This is a genomic window from Streptomyces sp. NBC_01717 (genome assembly GCF_036248255.1).
GTDB lineage: Bacteria > Actinomycetota > Actinomycetes > Streptomycetales > Streptomycetaceae > Streptomyces.
On record NZ_CP109178.1, the window covers coordinates 7,329,695 to 7,353,863 of the forward strand.

A 24,169-nucleotide genomic window follows, 5' to 3' on the forward strand; every position below is an offset into this window, starting at 1 on the left:
CTTCCCGGACCCCGGCCGCCCCTCATTTGCCGTCAATACTCAAGGGAGACAGGACGTGTCCCGTCAGGTGTTCCTCTACGACCCCCCGGACCGTTTCGTGGCCGGTACGGTCGGGCTGCCTGGACGTCGTACGTTCTTCCTGCAGGCCTCCTCAGGCGGACGTGTCACCAGCGTGGCCCTGGAGAAGACCCAGGTCGCCGCGCTCGCCGAACGGATCGACGAACTCCTCGACGAGGTGGTGCGGCGGACCGGCGGGAACTCCCCGGTGCCCGCCGTGGCACCGATGGATGTCACCGACACCGCGCCGCTCGACGTGCCCGTCGAGGAGGAGTTCCGGGTCGGCACCATGGCACTCGCCTGGGACGGCGAGGAGCAGCGCATGATCGTCGAGGCGCAGGCCCTGGTCGAGCTGGACGCGGACTCCGACGACGATCTCGCGGAGGCCGAGGAGCGGATGCTGCAGGACGAGGAGAACGGTCCGCCGATGCTCCGGGTCCGGCTCAGCGGCGCGCAGGCCCGCGCGTTCGCCAAGCGCGCCCTGGACGTCGTCAACGCAGGCCGCCCGCCGTGCCCGCTGTGCAGCCTGCCGCTCGACCCGGAAGGACATGTATGCCCGCGCCAGAACGGATACCGCCGGGGAGCCTGACGGACGCCGAGCTGGTCAACCTGCTCACCAAGGGGCAGCTCACCGTCCTCGGTCAGGTCGGGGGGGCATCCAACGCGGTGCTCTACTGCACGGTCGCGTACGAGGGCGAGGAACGGACCTGCGTCTACAAGCCCGTCGCCGGGGAACAGCCGCTGTGGGACTTCCCCGACGGCACGCTCGCCCAGCGGGAGGTGGCCGCGTACGAGATCTCCGAGGCGATGGGGTGGGGGCTGGTGCCGCCGACCGTGCTGAGGGACGGACCGTACGGGGAGGGCATGTGCCAGCTCTGGGTCGAGGCGCCTGCCGGGGAATCGGCGGACGGTGACTCACCGCTGCTGGCGCTCGTCGAGGACGAGGAGCCGGCGGACGGGTGGAAGGCCGTCGCCCTCGCCGAGGTGGGCGAGGGGAAGACGGCCCTGCTGGTGCACGCGGACGATCCGCGGCTGCGGAGGCTCGCGGTGCTCGACGCGGTGATCAACAACGGTGACCGCAAGGGCGGCCACCTGCTGCCCGCGCCCGGCGGCCGGCTGTACGGCATCGACCACGGTGTGACATTCAACGCGGACGACAAGCTGCGGACGCTGCTGTGGGGGTGGGCGGGCGAGCCGTTGACGGCCGAGGCCGTCGAGGCGCTGGGGCGGTTGGCGGAGGAACTCGTGCCGGGGACGGCGCTGGTCACTCGACTGGCGGAGCTGATCACTGCGGTGGAGATCGATGCGTTGCGCGGGAGGGTGGAGGGGCTGCGGGTGGCGGGGCGGCACCCGGAGCCGAGTGGGGGGTGGCCGTCCATACCGTGGCCGCCGGTGTGACGGGCGAGACGTCGTTCTTCCCCTGCCCGCCCCTCCCCGGAACCGGGGCTCCGCCCCGTACCGCGCCGGTCCTCAAGCGCCGGACACGCTGGGTTCTTTGGGGCTCTGCCCCGGCCCCCACTCCTCGAGTCGAGCGCCGGAGGGGCTGGGATGGGACTGGCTGGAATTGGCGGTCGGGGCGTCTTTCAGGGGTCCGGGGCCGTGCCCCGGTCCGGGAAGGGGCGGCGCGGGCATAGCACACCCGGCACGCGCAAGACCGCCTCTCCGGCCAGGATCCCGTATCCGGTTCGTATCCGGAAGCAACGTCCGGTTACGCTCATGACATGCATGCCTGGCCCGCTTCTGAGGTCCCCGCCCTGCCTGGCAAGGGCCGCGACCTTCGGATCCACGACACCGCGACCGGCGGACGGATCACCCTTGACCCCGGTCCCGTCGCCCGCATCTACGTCTGCGGCATCACGCCGTACGACGCGACCCATATGGGTCATGCGGCGACCTACAACGCGTTCGACCTCGTTCAGCGCGTGTGGCTCGACACCAAGCGGCAGGTTCACTATGTCCAGAATGTGACCGACGTGGACGATCCGCTGCTGGAGCGGGCCGTGCGCGACGGTCAGGACTGGACCGAGCTCGCCGAACGCGAGACGGCCCTCTTCCGCGAGGACATGACCGCCCTGCGCATGCTTCCGCCGGAGCACTACATCGGCGCGGTGGAGGCGATACCGGGCATCGTCCCGCTCGTCGAACGCCTCCGGGACGCCGGCGCCGCCTACGAGCTCGACGGCGATGTGTACTTCTCCGTCGAGGCCGACCCGCACTTCGGCGAGGTGTCCAACCTGGACGCCGAGGCGATGCGGCTGCTGTCCGCAGAGCGCGGCGGCGACCCGGAGCGCCCGGGCAAGAAGAACCCGCTCGACCCGATGCTGTGGATGGCCGCCCGCGAGGGCGAGCCGAGCTGGGACGGGGCCTCGCTCGGCCCGGGCCGGCCCGGCTGGCACATCGAGTGCGTGGCCATCGCCCTGGACCACCTCGGCATGGGCTTCGACGTCCAGGGAGGCGGGTCCGACCTCGCCTTCCCGCACCACGAGATGGGCGCCTCGCACGCCCAGGTGCTGACCGGCGAGCACCCGTTCGCAAAGGCGTACGTGCACGCCGGGATGGTGGCCCTGGACGGCGAGAAGATGTCGAAGTCCCGGGGCAACCTGGTCTTCGTGTCGGCGCTGCGCCGGGACGGTGTGGATCCGGCCGCGATCCGGCTGGCCCTCCTCTCGCACCACTACCGGTCGGACTGGGAGTGGACCGATCAGGTGCTCGCCGACGCCGTGGAGCGGCTCGGACGGTGGCGTTCCGCCGTCTCCCGGCCCGACGGACTGTCCGCCGACGCCCTGGTCGAGGAGGTCCGCGAGGCCCTCGCCGACGACCTGGACGCCCCGGCCGCCCTGGCCGCCGTGGACCGCTGGGCCGAGCGCCAGAACGCCGAGGGCGGTAAGGACGAGGGTGCACCCGGTCTCGTCTCGCGTACCGTCGACGCGCTACTGGGTGTCGCGCTCTGACAGGTTGTAACCCCGTCTGTTTCCGTCCGGTGACCGGCCTTGGACTTCTCCACGAAGTTCGGGGCCGGTCCTGTTTTGTCCATGGTCAAATGCTCGAGACTGCGCTAAAAGCGCTCTATGCAATCATCAACGCGCATCAGAGTGGCGGCAGTTGCAGCTCTGCTGGGACTGGTCGCCGTCTTCGCGGGGCCTGGCAGCGCACAGGCCGAGTCGGCCGAGCCCGACGCCACGACGGTCGGTGATGTCACCGGCTTCCTTGCCGACGGGCCCGTCTACCACCTCGAAGCCGGCACCGCCGAGGCCCGTGTCAGCTTCGTCTCCGCCGAGACCTTCCGTATCGAACTGGCCCCGGACGGTACGTTCGCCGACCCGACCGGCGACGACATAGTCCTGCCTCAGGGCGCCCCGCCGCACACCCGGTGGAAGGAGCGGAGCGACCGCTACGAACTCTCCACCGGCAGCATCACCCTGCGCGCCTACAAGTCGCCGCTGCGCTTCGAACTCCGGCGGGCCGACGGCAGCCTCGTCTGGTCCGAAGCCAAGGGGCTGAGCTGGGACGGGAAGCGGACCACCCAGACCCTGGCCCGCGGCGCCGACGAGCAGTTCTACGGCGCCGGGATGCAGAACGGCCGCGGCAACACCTCGCACCGCGGCCAGACCGTCGAGGTCGGCGTCGACTACAACTGGGACGACGGGGGCCACCCCAACTCCGTGCCGTTCTACCTCTCCTCGGCCGGATACGGCGTCTTCCGTAACACGTACGCACCCAACACCTACGCGTTCACCGATCCGGTGACCACCAGCGCGCAGGAACAGCGCTTCGACGCCTACTACTTCGCCGGCGACGGTGCCAAGGACGTCATCGGCCAGTACACGAAGCTCACCGGCAAGCCCTTCCTGCCGCCCGTGTACGGAATGGAGATCGGCGACGCCGACTGCTATCTGCACAACGCCAACCGCGGCGAGCGCCGCACCCTGGACGCCCTGAAGGTCGCCGACGGTTACGTCGAGCACGACATGCCGAACGGCTGGATGCTCGTCAACGACGGCTACGGCTGCGGATACGAGGACCTCGCCGAGACCTCCAAGGGCCTCCAGGACCGCGGCATGCAGCTCGGGCTGTGGACCGAGGACGGCATCGACAAGATCGCCGACCAGGTCAAGGCCGGTCAGCGGGTGGCCAAGCTCGACGTCGCGTGGGTCGGCTCGGGCTACAAGTTCGCTCTCGACGGCTGCAAGGACGCGTACAAGGGCATCGAGGACAACAGCGACGCCCGCGGCTTCACGTACGCTCCCGAGAGCTGGTCGGGGGCGCAGCGCTGCGGCGTCCAGTGGTCCGGTGACCAGTACGGCACCTGGGACTACATCCGCTGGCAGATCCCGACCTACGCGGGCGCCACGATGTCCGGCCTCGCCTACACCACCGGCGACGTGGACGGGATCTTCGGCGGCAGCGCCAAGACGTACACCCGTGACCTGCAGTGGAAGATGTTCCTCGGCACCACGATGACCATGGACGGCTGGGCGGCCAGCGACAAGCAGCCCTACCGGTACGGCGAGCCGTACACCACCATCAACCGGGACTACCTCAAGCTCAAGGAGTCGCTGCTGCCGTACCAGTACTCGTACGCACACGAGGCGACCAAGACCGGCGTCGGCATGGTCCGCCCGCTCGTCCTCGAATACCCGGACGACCCCAAGGCGGCGACGGACGCGGCGAAGTACGAGTTCATGTCCGGCGAGGACTTCCTCGTCGCACCCGTCTACCAGGACAGCACCCGACGCGACGGGATCTATCTGCCGAAGGGCACCTGGATCGACTACTGGAGCGGCCGGACGTACGAGGGGCCGACCACCGTCGACCACTACAGTGCGCCGCTCGACACCCTCCCGCTCTTCGTGAAGGCCGGTGCCAGCGTGCCGATGTGGCCGGGCATCCGCTCGTACCAGGACCGCACGAGCGACTCCCCGCTGGCCTGGGACATCTACCCGCAGGGCAGGTCGTCCTTCACGCTGTACGAGGACGACGGCGTCACCCGCCGGCACCGCGACGGCAAGTACGCGACCCAGCGGGCGGACGTCGACGCACCCATCCGGGGCGCGGGCGACATCACCGTGAACATCGGTGAGAGCAAGGGGGACTTCACCGGCAAGCAGCGCAGGCGACCGTACGAGTTCAGCGTGCACACCGGGTCGGCACCGAGGGCCGTCAAGCTGAACGGCACACTGCCCCGGCTCGGCTCCGCGGCCGCGTACCGGACCGCGAAGCAGGGCTGGTGGTACGACCAGGACGACCGCGGTGGTGTGGTGAAGATCAAGACCGCCCCGCTGAGCACAGACCGGAAGTTCAGCCTGAAGCTGGAGGGCACCAGCGCCGTCGGCGGCAGGAAGGCGTCCACCACGGCCGTCGTCTCCGCGCCGGACGCGCAGGAGGTCGGGGCGGGAGTCGAAGGCACCGTGGCCGTCGATGTCACCGCGGGCAGCGCCGATGTGACGAACGCAGCGGTCACCCTGGACGTCCCCGAGGGGTGGCAGGTCACCCCGGCGAAGACCGTGGACCGGATCCCGGCGGGCACCACCCGGCGGGTCGAGCTGGCGGTCACTCCGGCGATGGACGCCGTGGCCGGGGAGGCCCGGATCACCGCGGTCGCCCGTTACCGGGCATCGGGTGAACTCCGTACCACCGTCCAGCGGTTCGCGGCCGGGGTGATGCCCCAGCCCCCGACCGCCGACGCCTGGGCGAGCGATCTGGTCTGGCTGAAGTCGACCAACGGCTACGGGCCGGCCGAGCGTGACCGCAGCAACGGCGAATCGGGTGCGACCGACGGGCACACCCTCACCCTGGCCGGGAAGACGTACGAGAAGGGGATCGGTTCTCACGCCGACTCCGACATCGAGGTCTATCTCGGCGGGCGCTGCACCACGTTCACCGCCGACGCGGGGATCGACGACGAGATCAACGGTTACGGCGAAGTGGCCTTCTCCGTCGAGGCGGACGGCAAGGTGCTGTGGACGTCGCCGAAGGTGACCGGGGCGTCGGCGACCGTGCCGGTCGAGGTGGACGTCGCCGGTGCGCGCCATGTGCACCTGAAGGTCACCGACACCAACGGTTCCAAGACCGGTGACCACGGGGACTGGGCCGCGGCGCGGTTCAGCTGTTCCTGACAGGAGGAGCGCCGGGCGGGTCCCACCCGCCCGGCGCTCGACCGGTCACGACGGACTGCCGTGCCGCTCCTCAGTCCTCCGATGAATCCGGCGAACCGGATGAGTCCTCGGGACCGGAACCGGTGTCGTCGTCGGAGGGCCTGTCCGGGGCGGACTCGCCCGTGGCTCCCTGCGGCGGTCCCGGCTCCGGTTTCGGCGGCTTCGGCGGCCTGGTCCGTCCGCTCGACGTGTCGCGCAGGTACGATGCGTCGCCGCTCTCGGTGGCATGCCCGCCGGGCGCCTGGCCGGGCGCGATGTCCCGGCGCCGCAGATACCGCTCGAACTCCCGGGCGATGGCCTCGCCCGACGCCTCGGGGAGCTCCGCGGTGTCCCTGGCCTCCTCCAGCGTCTGCACATACTCGGCCACTTCACTGTCCTCGGCGGCCAGTTGGTCGACCCCGAGCTGCCAGGCACGCGCGTCCTCGGGCAGTTCGCCCAGCGGGATGCGCAGCCCGATCAGGTCCTCCAGGCGGTTCAGCAGCGCCATGGTTGCCTTCGGGTTCGGCGGTTGCGACACATAGTGCGGCACCGCCGCCCACAGGCTCACCGCGGGCACACCGGCATGCGTGCAGGCCTCCTGGAGGATGCCGACGATGCCCGTCGGGCCCTCGTACCGGGTCTCCTCCAGGTCCATGGTCCGCGCCAGGTCCGGATCGGAGGTGACCCCACTGACCGGCACGGGGCGGGTGTGCGGGGTGTCGCCGAGCAGTGCGCCCAGAACCACCACCATCTCCACGCCCAGCTCATGGGCGAAGCCCAGGAGCTCGTTGCAGAACGAGCGCCAGCGCATCGACGGCTCGATACCGCGGACCAGGACGAGATCGCGGGGTTTGTCCCCACCGACGCGGACCACCGAGAGCCGCGTGGTCGGCCAGGTGATCTTGCGTACCCCGCCGTCCAGCCACACCGTCGGCCGGTTGACCTGGAAGTCGTAGTAGTCCTCGGCGTCGAGCGCCGCGAACACCTCGCCCTTCCATTCCCGGTCCAGGTGTGCGACCGCTGTGGAAGCGGCGTCACCTGCGTCGTTCCATCCCTCGAACGCGGCCACCATGACCGGGTCGATCAGCTCGGGAACCCCCTCGAGCTCGATCACCCAGGCCTCCTTCCGAAGTTCCCTTGCGTACGCACCAACCTTACGGCTTCCGGCCTCTCCCGCCGCAGCCCCTGTGCACGACCGGGTGAACCCGGCCCCACGAGGTGCATCACCGGTCCAACCAGGGCATCTGTCTCCACATTCATCCGAGCTGTGTCCCGGGGATTTCGTCTCAACTCTGGACGTTGGGGCTGTCGCACCGCTATACATCGGATGACCGAAACAGAGGTCCGATGTTATTCCCCTGGGGGCGCACATGAGTCAGACCGTCACGGACTTCGAGGTCCACGACATCCGCTTTCCCACCTCGGAGCAACTGGACGGCTCGGACGCCATGAACCCCGATCCCGACTACTCCGCCGCCTATGTCGTCCTGCGTACCGATACCTCGCTCGACCCGGAAGCGGACGGAACCGTCATGGAGGGCCATGGCTTCTGCTTCACCATCGGCCGCGGCAACGAGGTCATGGCAGCCGCCATCGAAGCGATGCGCCCGTACGTGATCGGTCGCCCGGCCCCCCGTACCGCGGCCGATCTCGGCGCGCTGTACCGCGAGCTCACGCATGACTCGCAACTGCGCTGGCTCGGCCCCGAGAAGGGCGTGATGCACATGGCGGCCGGGGCGGTCGTCAACGCAGCCTGGGACCTGGCCGCCAAGCAGGCGGGCCGACCCGTCTGGCAGTTCCTCTCCGAGATGACGCCGCAGGAGCTCGTCTCCCTCGTCGACTTCCGCTACCTCACCGACGTCCTCACCCCCGACGAGGCCCTCGAAATCCTGCAAGCCGCCGAACCGGGCCGCACCGAGCGCGCGGAACGGCTGCGCGCCGAGGGCTACCCCGCGTACACCACCTCGCCCGGCTGGCTCGGCTACTCCGACGACAAGCTGGTCCGGCTTGCGAAGGAGGCCGTCGCCGACGGCTTCACCCAGATCAAGCTGAAGGTCGGCGGGGACCTCGGCGACGACATCCGCAGACTCGCCTTGGCCCGCGAGGCCGTCGGACCTGACATCAGGATCGCCGTCGACGCCAACCAACGGTGGGACGTCGCCGACGCGGTGGAGTGGATGACCGCTCTCGCGCCGTACGACCCGCACTGGATCGAGGAACCGACCAGCCCCGACGACATCCTCGGCCACGCCGCCGTACGGGCCGGCCAGCCGATCAAGGTCGCCACCGGTGAACACGTAGCCAATCGCGTCGTGTTCAAGCAGCTGCTCCAGGCCGGCGCGGTCGACTTCGTCCAGATCGACGCCGCGCGCGTGGCGGGCGTCAACGAGAACCTGGCGATCCTGCTGCTCGCCGCCAAGTTCGGCGTGCCGGTCTGCCCGCACGCGGGCGGCGTCGGACTGTGCGAGCTGGTGCAGCACCTGTCGATGTTCGACTATGTGGCCGTCTCCGGCAGCTGGGAGAACCGCGTGATCGAGTACGTCGACCATCTTCACGAACACTTCGCCGACCCGACCGTGATCGAAGCGGGGCGTTACGTCGCCCCGCGCGCCCCGGGCTTCTCCGCCCGGATACTCCCCGCCTCGATCACCGCACACCGCTACCCGGAGGGCCCCGTATGGCAGGCCCGCCACACGCCTGAGGAGGCCGACCGATGACCGGTACAAGGGACTTCGACGGGATGTCCGCCCTGGTGACGGGCGGCGCCTCCGGTATCGGGGCCGCCGTCGCGACCCTGCTGCTGGAGCGCGGCGCGGACGTCGCCGTACTCGACCGGGAGACCGCCGGTGCCCCCACGGGCACGCTGGCCCTCAAGGCGGACGTCACCGACGACGACGCCGTACGCGACGCGGTCGACCGGGCCGCCGCCGAACTGGGTGGTCTGCACACCCTGGTCTCCAACGCGGGCATCGGGTCCATCGGCACCGTGGAGGACAACGACGACGACGAGTGGACCCGCGTCCTGGACATCAACGTCCTCGGCATGGTCCGCACCGCCCGGCACGCCCTGCCCCATCTGCGGCGCGCCGCCGCCGACCGCCCCGGCTCCGTCTCCATCACCCAGACCTGCTCCATCGCGGCGACCGCCGGGCTGCCGCAGCGGGCCCTGTACAGCGCCAGCAAGGGCGCGGTCCTGTCGCTGACCCTCGCCATGGCCGCCGACCATGTCCGCGAAGGAGTTCGCGTCAACTGTGTCAACCCCGGCACCGCGGACACCCCGTGGATCGGCCGGCTCCTGGGTCAGGCCGACGACCCGGCAGCCGAGCGCGCCGCCCTCAACGCCCGCCAGCCGCTGGGACGGCTGGTGTCGGCCGACGAGGTGGCCGCCGCGATCGTCTACCTGGCGAGCCCGGCCGCAGCCTCCGTCACCGGCACGGCACTCGCCGTCGACGGCGGCATGCAGGGCCTGCGGCTTCGGCCCGCCGCCGACTGACCCCGCGCCACCACCCCTTGAGCCCCATGCACCAGTCTTTGCCAATCCAGCACCGAGCCGGTACTCCACAAAGGACGGGACACCAATGAGAGTGCGTACGACAAGTGCGGCAGCCTGCGCCGTACTACTGGCCGTCACTGCCCTCGCGGGCTGCAACCGCGAGTCCACCGACGACGGCGCCGGCGCCGGGAAGGTCGGGATCGACCTGCCGCGCAGCGACAGCGACTTCTGGAACTCGTACCAGAGCTACATCGAGAAGGGCGTGAAGGCGGGCGACGTCAAAGCACTGCCCCTGACCAACTCCCAGAACGACATAGGCAAGCTCGTCGCCAACGTCCAGACCTTCACCGACCAGGGCGCCAAGGCCGTGGTGATGGCCCCGCAGGACACCGGCGCCATCGCCGAGTCGCTGAACACGCTGAACGACAAGAAGATCCCGGTCGTCAGCGTCGACACCCGCCCCGACAAGGGCAACGTCTACATGGTGGTGCGCGCCGACAACAAGGCGTACGGCACCAACGCCTGCAAGTACCTCGGCGAGCAGCTGAAGGGCAAGGGCAAGGTCGTCGAGTTCCAGGGCGACCTGTCCTCGATCAACGGCCGCGACCGGTCCCAGGCCTTCAAGGCCTGCATGGACAAGGACTACCCGGGCATCAAGGTCTTCGAGCTGGCCACCGACTGGAAGGGCGACGTGGCGTCCGCCAAACTCCAGTCGACGCTCGCCGCACACCCCGACATCAACGGCATCTACATGCAGGCCGGCGGGGTCTTCCTGCAGCCGACTCTCGCGCTCCTGGAGCAGAAGAAACTGCTGAAGCCGGCCGGTTCGCCGGGCCACATCACGATCATCTCCAACGACGGCATCCCGGAGGAGTTCGACGCCATCAAGGCCGGGAAGATCGACGCGACGATCTCCCAGCCGGCCGACCTCTACGCGAAGTACGCCCTGTACTACGCCAAGGCGGCCCTGGACGGCAAGACCTTCAAGGAAGGTCCGACCGACCACGACTCGAACATCATCAAGATTCCCAATGGTTTCGAGGACCAGCTCCCCGCGCCCCTGGTGACCAAGGACAACGTCGACGACCCGAAGCTGTGGGCCAACCAGCTGGAGAAGAAGAGCTAGTCATGGACCAGGCACCACCCCCCGCCGTACAGGCGGAAGGCGTTGTCAAACGCTTCGGACCGACCGTTGCGCTCGACGGGGTGAAGCTCACCGTGCAGCCCGGTGAGTCGCACGCCCTCGTCGGCCGCAACGGTGCGGGCAAGTCGACGCTGGTCAGCGTCCTGACCGGACTCCACAAGGCGGACGCCGGCACGGTCACGTTCGGCGGGGAGCCCGCGCCCGCCTTCGGGGACACCACGGCCTGGCAGTCGAAGGTCGCCTGCGTCTACCAGAAGTCCATGGTCGTCCCCGACCTGACCGTCGCCGAGAACCTCTTCCTCAACCGGTTCGACGACAACGCCCGCTGGATCAGCTGGGGGCGGCTGCGCAAGCGCGCGGAGCAGCTCCTCGCCGACTACGGCGTCCAGGTCGACCCGAACACCCGGGCGCGCGATCTCGCCGTCGAGCAGCGGCAGTTCGTCGAGATCGCCCGCGCGTTGTCCTTCGGCGCGCGGCTGATCATCCTCGACGAGCCGACCGCCCAGCTCGACGCCCGGGGCATCGGGCGGCTCTTCGACAAGCTCCGGGAACTGCAGAGCCAGGGAGTGGCGTTCCTCTTCATCTCCCACCATCTGCAGGAGGTGTACGAACTGTGCACGACGGTCACCGTCTACCGCGACGCCCGCCACGTCCTGACCGCCCCGGTCGCCGACGTCGCGAAGGACGAACTGGTGTCGGCGATGACGGGTGAGAAGTCCGGCGGCGCCGTCGCCTGGCACGCGACCGGCACCGCCACGCCGCCCGCCGCGTCGGCCCAACCCGTTCTGAGCACCCAAGGGCTCACCCTGGAGGGCTGGTTCGAACCGGTGGACCTCCAGGTGCGCCCCGGTGAGGTGCTCGGCTTGGCCGGTTCCGCCGCCAGCGGCAACACCGCACTGGGCGAGGTGCTGTCGGGCATGCGCAAGGCGGGCGGCGGCACGGTCCGGGTGCACGGTGCGGCCGTGCGCTCGGGAAGCGTGCCGCACGCGCTGGATGCCGGGATCGGCTACATCCCCGAGGACCGGCACGACCAGGGCCTCGTCCTCGGGCGCAGCGTCGCCGAGAACGCCACGCTCACGGTCACCGACCAGCTCGGACCGTGGGGGACCGTACTGCCCTCCCGTACCAGGGAGTTCGCCCGAACCATGATCGACTCGCTGGACATCAAGACCCAGGGGCCGGAGCAGCCCGTCTCCGGGCTCTCCGGCGGCAATCAGCAGAAGGTGGTGGTCGCCCGCGCGTTGGCCCGCAAGCCCAGTGTGCTGGTGGCGGTCCGGCCCACCGCGGGCGTGGACGTCAAGTCCAAGGACTCGCTCCTCGGGGTCGTACGGCAGGTCGCCGACCAGGGGAACGCCGCAGTGATCATCTCCGACGAGCTGGACGATCTACGGGTCTGCGACCGCGTACTCGCCCTGTTCCACGGACGTGTGGTCGCTACATTCGCAAGCGGGTGGACCGACGGAGAACTCGTCGCCGCCATGGAAGGTGTGGGGGAAAGGGAATGACCGGCACGGTACGGCCCCCGGCGGCCGAAGACATCGAGAGCGCGCTGAAGGGTCCGCTCGCGGGCGACAGCCCGCTGAACCGGCTGAAGCTGATCCGGTGGAGCGATTTCTCCCTGGTGCCGGTGATCCTGGTGCTGATGGTGATCGGGTTCATCGTCTCGCCGGTGTTCCTGTCCTCCGAGAACCTGATCAACGTTGTCCAGCAGTCCTCCGAGCTCAGCCTGCTGGTGCTCGCCCAGGCCTTCATCCTGATCTGCGGGCGGATGGACCTGTCGCTGGAGTCGACGATCGGTATCGCGCCGGTCATCGCGCTGTGGCTGGTTCTGCCGGCGGGGGGCGATCGATTCGCAGGCCTGGGAGTGATGCCCGCCTGGACGGCGATCCCACTCTGTCTGCTGGCCGGAGTCGCGATCGGTGCCTTCAACGGCTTTCTGATGCTGAAGCTGCGGGTCAACGGCTTCATCGCGACGCTCGGCATGCTGATGATGCTGCGCGGTCTCCACATCGGCATCACCGAGGGCAAGTCGATCATCGACGTCCCGGCTTCCTTCAGCTACCTGGGCAAGGCCGCCTGGCTCGGTGCTCCGGCAGCCGTCTGGATCTGCCTGGCGCTGTTCGCCGTCGGAGGCGCGGCGCTGGCCTGGACGCGGCACGGGCGTTCGCTCTACGCGATCGGCGGCAACCCGGAGGCGGCGCGGGCAGCCGGTATCCGAGTCGACCGGATCACCTGGATCGTGCTGGCCATCGGCGGGCTGCTCGCGGCCTTCGCCGGCATTCTCTACACCGGCCACTACGGATCGGTGGGGGCCTCACAGGGTAAGGACATGATCTTCGACGTCATGGCGGCCGCCGTGATCGGCGGAATCGGCCTGAAGGGCGGTCGAGGCACGATATTCGGCGCGCTCACCGGCGTGCTCACCCTTCGGCTGGTCGTCAATGTGATGACCCTGGCCGGTGTTCCGGGCCAGTGGGAGAAGTTCCTCAACGGCGCCATCATCATCATCGCCCTGGCCGCCTCGCGCTACGCGAGCCGCGAGGAACAGGACTGAGGGCCGATTCGCAAACGCCGGACGGGGCACATCCGGCCCCGTCGGCGTTTGAGGCACGGGGCGCGGGGCGGAGCCCCGGATACGGGAAGGGGCGGGTAGGGGAAAAACATCCCTATCCGCCCCTTCCCGCTGCACGCGCCGCTAAAGCGTCGACCGCAGCCACTGCTCCACACTCGCCACATGTACCGTCGCCCATGCCCGCGCAGCCTCCGCGTCCCGGTCCCGCAGCGCCGACAGGATCGCCCGGTGCTCGTGCAGCGTGCGGCTGACCGCGTCCTCCTGGGTCAGGCCGCGCCAGACGCGGGCCCGCGTCGTCGGCCCGGAGAGACCGTCGAGCAGGGAGCAGAGCACCGAGTTCCCGGACGACTGCACGATGCCGCGATGGAACTCCAGATCGCAGGCGACCAGCTCCTCCACCGAGGGCTGCGCGCCGAGTGCGTCCAACTGAGAGCTCAGTACGTCGAGTTGGGCCTCGGTGATCCGGGCCGCGGCCATCCCCGTCGCAGCCGGCTCCAGGATCCGGCGGACTGCCAGGAACTCGAGCACCGTGTCGTCGCGGTGGAAGTCCACGACGAAGCTCAGCGCCTCCAGCAGCAGCTGCGGGTCGAGGCTGGTGACGTACGTACCGTCGCCCTGCCGGACATCGAGAATACGGATCAGGGACAGGGCGCGGACCGCCTCGCGCAGCGAGTTGCGGGACAGCCCGAGCTCCGCCGCGAGTTCGCTCTCCTTGGGCAGACGGTCGCCGGGCCGTAGGGCACCCGAGACGATCATTCCCTTGATCTTCTCGATCGCCTCGTCGGTGACAGCCATGACGGTCCTCCTGGATTCGGGCGGGATCAGACCTCGGAAGAAGACATCCGATGTCTCCCTCCATTATGGGGGTCGAAACAGGTGGATGAACCGGGTCTGCCGTAGCTGGTGACCGATCGCTCGGTCCCGGAGCGTCGACGGCGCCTCGCGCCGTACCACCGGGGCGATCTCCTCCGTGAACCGTGCCAGGGTCAGAGCACCGAGAACTTCATGGCTTCCGCTGCCCCCCGCGTCACATCGCGCGCGTATGGCGGCACGTACACCGGCCGCTCCAGGGCAGCGGGCATGGGTGCACGTCGGCATGCGGACGGGGGCGGCTCCCCCCGTGGAAGCCGCCCCCGTCCGCGTACACGTCGGCCTGCCTCAGCCCTTGTCGGCCAGCAGGCCCTCGACCTTGGTCCGGATCTCGTCCGTGGCCAGGCCGCGGATCGTCAGCGTCGTCCGGCGGCGCAGCACGTCGTCGGCCGTCTCGGCCCACTCGTGGTCGCGCGCGTACGCGACCTGCGCCCAGATCTCCGGCGCGTCCGGGTGGATGCGCTCGGCCAGCGCCGGGTTGTCGTTCGCCAGCCGCGCGATGTCGAAGGAGAGCGAGCCGTAGTGGGTGGCGAGGTGCCGCGCGGTGTCGGCGGCCATCCGCGGTCCGGGTGTGCCGCCGTCGATCAGCAGCCGGTGCGCGACCGCGTTCGGGTTGGCGATACCGGGCAGCGGGAGTTTCTTCGGCAGACGGGCCATCGGCTCCATGTCCTCGGCCAGCGGGTGCCCGGGGAGCGCGGCCAGCTTGTTCATCACCGTACGGCCGATGTGACGGAACGTCGTCCACTTGCCGCCCGCGACGGACAGCATCCCGCCGCGGCCCTCCGTCACGACCGTCTCGCGCTTGGCCTTGGAGGTGTCGCCGGGGCCGCCCGGCAGCACCCGCAGGCCTGCGAAGGAGTACGTGATCAGATCGCGCGACAGCTGCTGGTCCTTGATCGAGAACGCCGCCTCGTCCAGGATCTGCGCGGTGTCCTTCTCGTTGACCGCGACGTCCGCCGGATCGCCCTCGTACTCCTCGTCCGTCGTGCCGAGCAGCAGCATGTCCTCCCAGGGCAGGGCGAACGTGATCCGGTACTTGTCGATCGGGGTGGCGAGCGCTGCCTTCCAGGGGCGGGTGCGCTTCAGGACGAGGTGCGCGCCCTTGGACAGCCGTATCGAAGGCGCCGCGTTCGGGTCCTCCATCTTCCGCAGGTGGTCGACCCACGGTCCGGTGGCGTTCAGCACGAGCCGGGCGGTGACGCCGAACTCCGTGCCGTCCGTACGGTCCTCCAGGTCGGCGCCCGTCACCCGGCCCTTGGTGAACCGCAGCCCGGTCACCGCGGCGTGGTTGAGGACGACCGCGCCCGCGTCGACGGCCGCACGGACCGTCATCAGTGCCATCCGGGCGTCGTTCATCTGGTCGTCGCCGTACACCGCGACGGCCTTCAGATTGTCCGTACGCAGCTCGGGCACATCGCGCTGCGCCTTCGCCGGGCTGATCACATGGCCGACGCCGTCACCGAACGCGGACAGCGCCGAGTACGCGAACACACCCGCGCCCAGCTTGGCCGCGCCGTGCGGCCCGCCCTTGTAGACGGGCAGGTAGAAGGTGAGCGGGTTGGCCAGGTGCGGGGCCACCTGACGGGACACCGCACGTCGCTCGAAGTGGTTCTCCGCGACCAGCTTCACCGCGCCGGTCTGCAGGTAGCGCAGGCCGCCGTGCAGCAGCTTGGAGGAGGCGGAGGAGGTGGCGCCGGCGAAGTCGCCGGCGTCCACCAGAGCCACCCGCAGCCCGGACTGCGCGGCGTGCCAGGCGGTGGAGATGCCCAGGATGCCGCCACCGATCACCAGGAGGTCGTACGTCGCCTTGGAGAGCTGCTCCCGAGTCTCGGCGCGGCTCGGAAGGGAGCCGGAGGCCGGGTGCGTCCCGAGGGCCGGGACGCTCTGCAGGGTGGTCATGTCGATTACTCCTCGTCTTCGATCCAGCCCATGGTCCGTTCCACGGCCTTGAGCCAGCTCTTGTACTCGCGGTCGCGGGAGTCCGCGTCCATGCGGGGGGTCCACTCGGCGGCCCGGCGCCAGTTGGCGCGCAGCGCGTCGGTGTCCGGCCAGAAGCCGACGGCGAGACCGGCGGCGTAGGCGGCGCCGAGGCAGGTCGTCTCGGCGACCATGGGCCGCACCACGGGTGCGTCCAGGAAGTCGGCGAGCGTCTGCATCAGCAAGTTGTTGGAGGTCATGCCGCCGTCGACCTTGAGGGCCGTCAGCTCGACCCCCGAGTCCTTGGTCATGGCGTCGGTGATCTCGCGGGTCTGCCAGGCGGTGGCCTCCAGCACGGCACGGGCGATGTGCGCCTTGGTGACGTACCTGGTCAGGCCGGCGATGACGCCGCGGGCGTCGGAACGCCAGTACGGGGCGAACAGGCCGGAGAAGGCGGGCACGAAGTACGCGCCGCCGTTGTCCTCGACCGACGAGGCCAGCGTCTCGATCTCGGCCGCGGAGTTGATCAGGCCCATCTGGTCGCGCATCCACTGCACCAGCGAGCCGGTGACGGCGATGGAGCCTTCCAGGGCGTAGACCGGCTTCTGGTCGCCGATCCGGTAGCCGACGGTCGTCAGTAGCCCGTTGTACGAGTTGACGGGCGTCTCACCGGTGTTCATCAGCATGAAGGTGCCGGTGCCGTACGTGGACTTGGCCTCGCCCTCGGAGAAACAGGTCTGGCCGAAGAGGGCAGCCTGCTGGTCGCCGAGCGCGGACGCGACCGGGACGCCGGCCAGGACGCCGTCCCTGGCCGTGCCGTACACCTCGGCGGAGGAGCGGATCTCGGGCAGCACGGCCGCCGGGATGTCCATGGACGCGAGGATCTTGTCGTCCCACGCCATGGTGTGCAGGTTCATCAGGAGCGTGCGCGAGGCGTTGGTGACGTCGGTGACGTGGACGCCGCCCTCGGTGCCACCGGTCAGGTTCCAGATGACCCAGGAGTCCATGGTGCCGAAGAGGATGTCGCCGCGCTCGGCGCGCTCGCGCAGGCCCTCGACGTTGTCGAGCAGCCAGCGGATCTTGGGGCCGGCGAAGTACGAGGCGAGCGGCAGCCCGGTCTCGCGGCGGAAGCGGTCCTGGCCCACGTTGCGGCCCAGTTCCTTGCAGAGCGCGTCGGTGCGGGTGTCCTGCCAGACGATGGCGTTGTGGACGGGCTCACCGGTGTTCTTGTCCCAGAGCAGCGTGGTCTCGCGCTGGTTGGTGATGCCGATCGCCTTTACGTCGGCGGCGGTGATACCCGCCTTGACGACGGAGCCGGCGACGACTTCCTGGACGTTCTCCCAGATCTCGGTCGCGTTGTGCTCGACCCAGCCCGGCTTCGGGAAGATCTGCTCGTGCTCCTTCTGATCGACGGAGACGATCCGGCCGTCCTTGTCGAAGATGATGCAGCGGCTCGACGTGGTGCCCTGGTCGATGGCCGCGATGAACGGTCCGGTGGTGTGTGCGTCGGTCACGGTGTGCTCCTGGAAGTCTGTGGGATCTGAGGGTTACGGCTCAGGGCTCTACGGTTCACGCGAAGGCGAGGTTGTAGAGACCGCCCGCGATCGCACCGCCGATGAGGGGGCCGACGACCGGGATCCAGGCGTAGCCCCAGTCGGAGCCACCCTTGTTCGGCAGCGGCAGCAGCGCGTGCACGATACGCGGACCGAGGTCGCGAACGGGGTTGATTGCGTAACCGGTCGGGCCGCCGAGCGAGAGGCCGATGCTGACGACGACCAGGGAGGTGATCAGCGCGCCGAGCGTGCCGAGCCCGTTGCCGTCGTTGTTCAGGCCCTGGGTGAGGATCGCCAGGACCAGCACGACGGTGGCGATGACCTCGGTGGCCAGGTTCTGCACGGCGTTCCGGATCTCCGGGCCGGTCGAGAAGATGCCCAGCACCGGGCCGGCCTTCGGGGCGGCGGCCTGGTCGACCATGCCCTCTTCACTCGGTCGGCTGTACAGGGTCTCCGGGTCGGTCAGATGGGCCCGGAACTGTCCGTAGTACGTCAGCCAGACCAGCACCGCGCCGATCATCGCGCCGAGCAGCTGGGAGCCGATGTACAGCGGTACGTCGCTCCACGCGGTACCACCCTTGATCGCGAGGCCGATCGTGACCGCGGGGTTGAGGTGGGCCCCGGACACGCCGCCGGCCAGATACGCGGCCGTCAGTACTGCGAAACCCCACCCGAAGGCGATCGAGAGCCAGCCGGCGTTCTGCGCCTTGGAGTGCTTGAGAGTGACGGCGGCACAGACACCACCGCCGAGCAGGATGAGTACGGCGGTACCGATGGTCTCGCCGATGAAGATGTCGGAGCTGGACACCCGCGACTCCTTTGTCCTTCGTCCAGGGAAGCCGAACCCCGGGTCCCTCCGGTGGTCCGCGCCCTCAGGTGAGGGCTTCACCGGCCCTTGGCACTGTCACACCCTAGCGCGTATTGCCGTTAGGTGTTCGACAATGCCGACCGATGAACGGCAGTGTTTCTCCCCGGTGAATGAAGCGTCAAGGGTTGTGGGACGGATAACACGATCGTTACCGATGATCCGTCAAATCGGTCAGAAGCGCCCGGCGCCGAGATCCCGGGAGACCGCCCGCGCGCAGTCCCGTACGGCGGCCACCAGCTCGGGGCGCAGCTCGCCGTCGGAGCAGACCCGTTCCACCGCACCGGTCACCGCCACCGCGCCCACCGGCATCCGGCGCCGGTCGTGGATCGGTGCGGCCACCGCGGCCACTCCTTCCCAGGTCTCCTCCACGTCGGCCGCCCAGCCGCGCGCCCGGGTCAGATCGAGCACCGTCTCGAACTCCTCCAGATCGGTGACGGTGCGCGGGGTGAAGGGCTGCCGCTCGCCCTCGACGGCCTCGGTGTGTGCCACCGGGTCGTACGCCGCCAGCACCTTGCCCAGCGCCGTGGAGTGCAGCGGCTGCATCGCCCCGACCTCCAGGACCTGCCGGCTGTCGTCGGGCCGGAACACGTGGTGGACGATGAGCACGCCCTGCTGGTGCAGGACGCCCAGATGGGCGCTCTCGCCGCTGGAGCGGGCCAGGTCGTCCGTCCAGACCAGCGCGCGCGCCCGCAGCTCGTGGACGTCCAGATAGCTGTTGCCCAGGCGCAGCAGCTCGGCGCCCAGCTGGTAGCGCCCGGATGCCGCGTCCTGTTCGACGAAGCCCTCGTGCTGGAGCGTGCGCAGGATGCCGTGTGCGGTGCCCTTGGCCAGGCCCAGTGAGGAGGAGATGTCGGAGAGCCCCAGCCGACGTTCGCCACCTGCCAGCAGGCGCAGCATCGCCGCCGCCCGCTCGAGCGACTGGATGTTCTTGGCCATGACGCCGTACTCCTCCATTGTGGTTCGACAATGCTGAACACTATCGGTCGATGTCGACCCATGTCCGGTCGTGCGGGAAACCTGCTCGACTGCTCGGATCCGGATAGCCCCCCGCACAGCATGCCGTCCGTCACGTGGGACACAGTGACGCTCCGAGGCGCTGCCCGGCTACCCTGACGAGGTGCGGCCTCTTCCGGAAGCCGTGAAGCCGACAGCCGTCGCATCCCAGGGAGCACATCCATGGCCTCGTTGCCGACCCCTTCCGCCGACAGCCGGAACCGAGCCGAAGCCCTCCGCGAGGCGCTCGCCACCCGAGTGGTCGTGGCCGACGGTGCCATGGGCACCATGCTCCAGGCGCAGGATCCCACCCTCGAGGACTTCCAGAACCTCGAAGGCTGCAACGAGATCCTCAACGTCACCCGCCCGGACATCGTGCGCTCCGTGCACGAGGAGTACTTCGCGGTCGGTGTGGACTGTGTGGAGACGAACACCTTCGGTGCCAACGCCTCGGCCCTGGGCGAGTACGACATTCCCGAGCGCATCCACGAACTCTCCGAGTCCGGCGCGCGCATCGCCCGCGAGGTGGCCGACGAGTTCACCGCCTCCACCGGACAGCAGCGCTGGGTGCTCGGCTCCATCGGCCCCGGCACCAAGCTGCCGACCCTGGGCCACGCGCCGTACACCGTGCTCCGCGACGGTTTCCAGCAGAACGCCGAGGGCCTGATCGCCGGCGGCGCGGACGCGCTCATCATCGAGACGACGCAGGACCTCCTGCAGACCAAGGCCGCGGTACTGGGTGCGCGACGGGCGCTCGAGGCGATGGGCAGCGACCTTCCGCTGCTGTGCTCGCTGGCGTTCGAGACGACCGGGACGATGCTGCTCGGCTCGGAGATCGGTGCCGCGCTGACCGCACTCGAACCGCTCGGCGTCGACATGATCGGCCTGAACTGCTCGACCGGCCCGGCGGAGATGAGCGAGCATCTGCGCTACCTCACGCGCCACTCGCGTATCCCGTTGCTCTGCATGCCCAACGCCGGACTGCCGGTCCTCACCAAGGACGGCGCGCACTTCCCGCTCGGCCCCGAAGGACTGGCCGACGCCCAGGAGACGTTCGTCCAGGAGTACGGCCTCTCGCTGGTCGGCGGCTGCTGCGGTACGACTCCGGAGCACCTGCGGCAGGTCGTCGAGCGCGTGCGCGGCGCGGCCCTCGTCCTCCGTGACCCGCGGCCCGAGCCCGGCGCCGCCTCGCTGTACCAGACCGTCCCGTTCCGTCAGGACACCTCGTACCTCGCCATCGGCGAGCGGACGAACGCCAACGGATCCAAGAAGTTCCGTGAGGCCATGCTGGAGGCCCGCTGGGACGACTGCGTGGAGATGGCGCGCGACCAGATCCGGGAGGGCGCGCACATGCTCGACCTCTGCGTCGACTACGTCGGCCGCGACGGTGTCGCGGACATGGAGGAACTGGCCGGCCGCTTCGCCACCGCCTCCACGCTCCCGATCGTGCTCGACTCCACCGAGCTGCCGGTCCTGCGGGCCGGACTGGAGAAGCTCGGCGGCCGGGCCGTTCTCAACTCCGTCAACTACGAGGACGGCGACGGCCCGGAGTCGCGCTTCGCCAAGGTCACCGCACTGGCTGTCGAACACGGCGCCGCGTTGATCGCCCTGACCATCGACGAGGAGGGCCAGGCCCGCACCGTCGAGCACAAGGTCGCCGTCGCCGAGCGGCTCATCGAGGACCTGACCGGCAACTGGGGCGTCCACGAGTCGGACATCCTCATCGACACGCTGACCTTCACCATCTGCACCGGTCAGGAGGAATCCCGGAAGGACGGCATCGCCACCATCGGCGCCATCCGCGAGCTCAAGCGGCGCCATCCCGACGTCCAGACCACGCTCGGCCTGTCGAACATCTCCTTCGGTCTCAACCCGGCCGCTCGAGTCGTCCTGAACTCCGTCTTCCTCGACGAGTGCGTCAAGGCCGGTCTCGACTCCGCGATCGTGCACGCCTCGAAGATCCTGCCGATCGCGCGCCTGGAGGAGGAGCAGGTGAAGGTCGCACTCGACCTCATCTACGACCGCCGCGCCGAAGGCTACGACCCGTTGCAGCGGCTCATGGAGCTCTTCGAGGGCGTCAACATGAAGTCGATGAAGGCCGGCAAGGCCGAGGAGCTCCTCGCGCTGCCGCTCGACGAGCGCCTCCAGCGCCGCATCATCGACGGCGAGAAGAACGGCCTGGAGACCGACCTCGCCGAGGCACTGCAGACCCGTCCGGCCCTCGACATCGTCAACGACACCCTGCTCGAGGGCATGAAGGTCGTCGGCGAACTGTTCGGTTCCGGCCAGATGCAGCTGCCGTTCGTGCTCCAGTCCGCCGAGGTCATGAAGTCCGCCGTGGCCTACCTGGAACCGCACATGGAGAAGTCCGACGCGGAGGGCAAGGGCACGATCGTCCTGGCCACCGTCCGTGGCGACGTCCACGACATCGGTAAGAACCTCGTCGACATCATCCTGTCCAACAACGGCTTCAACGTCGTCAACATCGGCATCAAGCAGCCGGTCTCCGCGATCCTGGAGGCCGCGCAGGAGCACCGCGCCGATGTCATCGGCATGTCCGGCCTCCTGGTGAAGTCCACCGTGATCATGAAGGAGAACCTGGAGGAGCTGAACCAGCGCAAGCTGGCCGCCGAATATCCGGTGATCCTCGGCGGCGCGGCTCTCACCAGGGCCTATGTCGAGCAGGACCTCCACGAGATCTACGAGGGCGAGGTCCGCTACGCCCGGGACGCGTTCGAGGGCCTGCGCCTGATGGATGCCCTGATCGCGGTGAAGCGCGGCGTCCCCGGCGCGACTCTCCCGGAGCTCAAGCAGCGCCGGGTGCCCAAGCGGGAGACCGCCGTACTGGAGGTCGACGAGCCGGAGGAAGGCGTCCGCTCCGACGTCGCCACCGACAACCCGGTCCCCGAGCCCCCGTTCTGGGGCACCCGCGTCGTCAAGGGCATCCAGCTCAAGGAGTACGCCTCCTGGCTCGACGAGGGTGCGCTCTTCAAGGGGCAGTGGGGCCTGAAGCAGGCCCGCGCCGGTGACGGACCGACGTACGAGGAGCTCGTGGAGGCCGAGGGCCGCCCGCACCTGCGCGGTTGGCTCGACAAGCTGCACACCGAGAACCTGCTGGAAGCCGCCGTCGTCTACGGCTACTTCCCCTGCGTGTCCAAGGGCGACGACCTGATCCTGCTCCACGAGGACGGCTCGGAGCGCACCCGCTTCACCTTCCCGCGCCAGCGCCGCGGCCGCCGCCTCTGTCTCGCGGACTTCTTCCGTCCCGAGGAGTCCGGCGAGACCGATGTGATCGGCCTCCAGGTCGTCACGGTCGGCTCGAAGATCGGCGGGGAGACCGCCAAGCTCTTCGAGGCCAACTCCTACCGCGACTACCTGGAGCTGCACGGCCTCTCCGTCCAGCTGGCCGAGGCCCTCGCCGAGTACTGGCACGCCCGGGTCCGCTCCGAGCTCGGCTTCGGCGGCGAGGACCCGGCCGACGTCGAGGACATGTTCGCGCTGAAGTACCGCGGTGCGCGCTTCTCCCTCGGCTACGGCGCCTGCCCCGATCTCGAGGACCGGGCGAAGATCGCCGACCTGCTCCGGCCCGAGCGGATCGGGGTGCACCTCTCCGAGGAGTTCCAGCTGCACCCGGAGCAGTCCACCGACGCGATCGTCATCCATCACCCGGAGGCGAAGTACTTCAACGCGCGGTAGCGACTCGACGCGTCGTAGCGGGACAAGTCGTACACTGGTCGGTCCAGTGCAGGCCGGTCGCCTTTTCCTCCGGAAACGGTGACCGGCCTTCTCGTCCCTCGTGGAAGGTGTGCCGCATGACCAGTACGGTCTCCGCGTCCTTGACCCGTATGGCCGACGGCGCCGCCCTTCAGGCCGTCTTTCTAGACATGGACGGCACCCTGGTCGACACCGAGGGCTTCTGGTGGGACGCCGAAGTCGAAGTCTTCGCCGATCTCGGTCACCGGCTGGACGAGGCGTGGAGGAACGTGGTCGTCGGCGGCCCGATGACCCGCAGCGCCGGCTACCTCATCGATGTCACCGGCGCGGACATCACGCTTCCCGAGCTGACCGTGCTGCTCAACGACCGCTTCGAGGCGCGTATCGGCCGCGGTGTACCGCTGATGCCGGGCGCCGCCCGGCTGCTCGCCGAGCTGGCGGCCCACGAGGTGCCGACCGCCCTGGTCTCCGCCTCGCACCGGCGCATCATCGACCGGGTGCTGGACTCGGTCGGGCACCACCATTTCTCGCTCACCGTCGCAGGCGACGAGGTCTCCCGGACGAAGCCGCACCCGGAGCCCTATCTCACCGCCGCCTCGGGCTTCGGGGTGGCTCCGGAGCGCTGCGCGGTCATCGAGGACACCGCGACCGGTGTCGCCGCGGCGGAGGCCGCCGGCTGCCGGGTCGTCGCCGTGCCGTCCGTGGCACCGATCGCACCCGCCTCCGGACGGGTCGTCGTGGGCTCCCTCGAAGAAGTCGATCTCGCATTTCTCCGGGGACTGGTCACTGGAGTGCGTTGATACGTATACCGAGAGTATTTCTGTGAATAAACAGCAAAACTCTCGCCGCTGCGA

17 protein-coding genes are annotated in these 24,169 nt (G+C 69.3%); 11 read left to right on the plus strand and 6 right to left on the minus strand.

The window, feature by feature from the left end:
- The first annotated feature begins 55 nt into the window (after positions 1-55).
- The 4 genes from OHB49_RS33175 to OHB49_RS33190 all read left to right on the plus strand — a co-directional run bounded on the left by OHB49_RS33175 (position 56) and on the right by OHB49_RS33190 (position 6,173).
- Entirely contained in the window at positions 56-646 is a 591-nt protein-coding gene (locus tag OHB49_RS33175) for a DUF3090 domain-containing protein (protein WP_030918365.1), read from the plus strand.
- Positions 610-1,455: an SCO1664 family protein gene (locus tag OHB49_RS33180; protein ID WP_329164639.1), complete on the plus strand. Its 846-nt coding sequence runs from the start codon at positions 610-612 to the stop codon at positions 1,453-1,455. Before OHB49_RS33175 ends, OHB49_RS33180 begins: the two co-directional genes overlap by 37 nt.
- 323 nt (positions 1,456-1,778) lie before the next feature.
- Positions 1,779-3,008: a cysteine--1-D-myo-inosityl 2-amino-2-deoxy-alpha-D-glucopyranoside ligase gene (mshC, locus tag OHB49_RS33185; protein WP_030968441.1), complete on the plus strand. Its 1,230-nt coding sequence runs from the start codon at positions 1,779-1,781 to the stop codon at positions 3,006-3,008.
- Positions 3,009-3,125: 117 nt separating this feature from the next.
- Positions 3,126-6,173, plus strand: coding sequence for an NPCBM/NEW2 domain-containing protein (locus OHB49_RS33190; RefSeq protein ID WP_329164641.1), 3,048 nt, complete (start codon positions 3,126-3,128; stop codon positions 6,171-6,173).
- A gap of 70 nt (positions 6,174-6,243) precedes the next feature.
- On the opposite strand, the gene OHB49_RS33195 is transcribed toward OHB49_RS33190, so the two are convergent.
- The gene (locus tag OHB49_RS33195; RefSeq protein WP_329164642.1) at positions 6,244-7,305 is read right to left on the minus strand and encodes a PAC2 family protein; all 1,062 of its coding nucleotides are present in this window, start codon (positions 7,303-7,305) and stop codon (positions 6,244-6,246) included.
- A gap of 256 nt (positions 7,306-7,561) precedes the next feature.
- On the opposite strand from OHB49_RS33195, the gene OHB49_RS33200 reads away from it, so the two are divergent.
- The 5 genes from OHB49_RS33200 to OHB49_RS33220 all read left to right on the plus strand — a co-directional run bounded on the left by OHB49_RS33200 (position 7,562) and on the right by OHB49_RS33220 (position 13,382).
- Positions 7,562-8,908, plus strand: coding sequence for an L-fuconate dehydratase (locus OHB49_RS33200; RefSeq protein WP_329164643.1), 1,347 nt, complete (start codon positions 7,562-7,564; stop codon positions 8,906-8,908).
- A complete protein-coding gene (locus OHB49_RS33205; protein WP_313936463.1) occupies positions 8,905-9,684 on the plus strand; it encodes an SDR family NAD(P)-dependent oxidoreductase in 780 nt (259 codons plus the stop codon). The genes OHB49_RS33200 and OHB49_RS33205 overlap by 4 nt, the downstream gene beginning before the upstream one ends.
- 85 nt (positions 9,685-9,769) lie before the next feature.
- A complete protein-coding gene (locus OHB49_RS33210) occupies positions 9,770-10,810 on the plus strand; it encodes a sugar ABC transporter substrate-binding protein (RefSeq protein ID WP_329164645.1) in 1,041 nt (346 codons plus the stop codon).
- A 2-nt stretch (positions 10,811-10,812) separates the two neighbouring features.
- On the plus strand, positions 10,813-12,333 hold the full coding sequence (locus tag OHB49_RS33215; protein WP_329164647.1) for a sugar ABC transporter ATP-binding protein: 1,521 nt from the start codon (positions 10,813-10,815) through the stop codon (positions 12,331-12,333).
- Complete coding sequence (locus OHB49_RS33220; RefSeq protein WP_327423923.1) at positions 12,330-13,382, plus strand: ABC transporter permease; 1,053 nt, start codon at positions 12,330-12,332, stop codon at positions 13,380-13,382. The genes OHB49_RS33215 and OHB49_RS33220 overlap by 4 nt, the downstream gene beginning before the upstream one ends.
- Before the next feature lie 141 nt (positions 13,383-13,523).
- Here the strand turns inward: OHB49_RS33220 and OHB49_RS33225 are convergent, their stop codons facing one another.
- The 5 genes from OHB49_RS33225 to OHB49_RS33245 form a co-directional block, all read right to left on the minus strand.
- Positions 13,524-14,195 carry a FadR/GntR family transcriptional regulator gene (locus OHB49_RS33225; protein WP_030968455.1) on the minus strand — a complete coding sequence of 224 codons (672 nt, stop codon included), beginning with the start codon at positions 14,193-14,195 and terminating at the stop codon, positions 13,524-13,526.
- Positions 14,196-14,558: 363 nt separating this feature from the next.
- Positions 14,559-16,169 carry a glycerol-3-phosphate dehydrogenase/oxidase gene (locus OHB49_RS33230; protein ID WP_030968457.1) on the minus strand — a complete coding sequence of 537 codons (1,611 nt, stop codon included), beginning with the start codon at positions 16,167-16,169 and terminating at the stop codon, positions 14,559-14,561.
- Positions 16,170-16,174: 5 nt separating this feature from the next.
- Entirely contained in the window at positions 16,175-17,701 is a 1,527-nt protein-coding gene (glpK, locus tag OHB49_RS33235) for a glycerol kinase GlpK (RefSeq protein WP_030968458.1), read from the minus strand.
- Between the two features lie 55 nt (positions 17,702-17,756).
- Positions 17,757-18,548: an MIP/aquaporin family protein gene (locus tag OHB49_RS33240; protein ID WP_329164649.1), complete on the minus strand. Its 792-nt coding sequence runs from the start codon at positions 18,546-18,548 to the stop codon at positions 17,757-17,759.
- 231 nt (positions 18,549-18,779) lie between these two features.
- Positions 18,780-19,562 (minus strand): IclR family transcriptional regulator, encoded by a 783-nt coding sequence (locus tag OHB49_RS33245; RefSeq protein ID WP_030968462.1) that lies wholly within the window; start codon positions 19,560-19,562, stop codon positions 18,780-18,782.
- Between the two features lie 222 nt (positions 19,563-19,784).
- Here OHB49_RS33245 and metH point away from each other — a divergent pair, with 222 nt between their 5' ends.
- Positions 19,785-23,297 (plus strand): methionine synthase, encoded by a 3,513-nt coding sequence (gene metH, locus OHB49_RS33250; protein ID WP_329164651.1) that lies wholly within the window; start codon positions 19,785-19,787, stop codon positions 23,295-23,297.
- Positions 23,298-23,413: 116 nt separating this feature from the next.
- Positions 23,414-24,115, plus strand: a complete 702-nt coding sequence (locus tag OHB49_RS33255) for an HAD family hydrolase (protein ID WP_030968466.1) — start codon at positions 23,414-23,416, stop codon at positions 24,113-24,115.
- Positions 24,116-24,169 lie beyond the last annotated feature (54 nt).

Coding starts and splice junctions, on each gene's coding strand:
- OHB49_RS33220 (WP_327423923.1), top strand. CDS start 12,330: ATGACCGGCACGGTACGGCCCCCGGCGGCCGAAGACATCGAGAGCGCG.
- OHB49_RS33190 (WP_329164641.1), top strand. CDS start 3,126: ATGCAATCATCAACGCGCATCAGAGTGGCGGCAGTTGCAGCTCTGCTG.
- mshC (WP_030968441.1), top strand. CDS start 1,779: ATGCATGCCTGGCCCGCTTCTGAGGTCCCCGCCCTGCCTGGCAAGGGC.
- OHB49_RS33255 (WP_030968466.1), top strand. CDS start 23,414: ATGACCAGTACGGTCTCCGCGTCCTTGACCCGTATGGCCGACGGCGCC.
- OHB49_RS33200 (WP_329164643.1), top strand. CDS start 7,562: ATGAGTCAGACCGTCACGGACTTCGAGGTCCACGACATCCGCTTTCCC.
- OHB49_RS33210 (WP_329164645.1), top strand. CDS start 9,770: ATGAGAGTGCGTACGACAAGTGCGGCAGCCTGCGCCGTACTACTGGCC.
- OHB49_RS33180 (WP_329164639.1), top strand. CDS start 610: ATGCCCGCGCCAGAACGGATACCGCCGGGGAGCCTGACGGACGCCGAG.
- OHB49_RS33225 (WP_030968455.1), bottom strand. CDS start 14,195: ATGGCTGTCACCGACGAGGCGATCGAGAAGATCAAGGGAATGATCGTC.
- OHB49_RS33215 (WP_329164647.1), top strand. CDS start 10,813: ATGGACCAGGCACCACCCCCCGCCGTACAGGCGGAAGGCGTTGTCAAA.
- OHB49_RS33205 (WP_313936463.1), top strand. CDS start 8,905: ATGACCGGTACAAGGGACTTCGACGGGATGTCCGCCCTGGTGACGGGC.
- OHB49_RS33245 (WP_030968462.1), bottom strand. CDS start 19,562: ATGGAGGAGTACGGCGTCATGGCCAAGAACATCCAGTCGCTCGAGCGG.
- metH (WP_329164651.1), top strand. CDS start 19,785: ATGGCCTCGTTGCCGACCCCTTCCGCCGACAGCCGGAACCGAGCCGAA.
- OHB49_RS33230 (WP_030968457.1), bottom strand. CDS start 16,169: ATGACCACCCTGCAGAGCGTCCCGGCCCTCGGGACGCACCCGGCCTCC.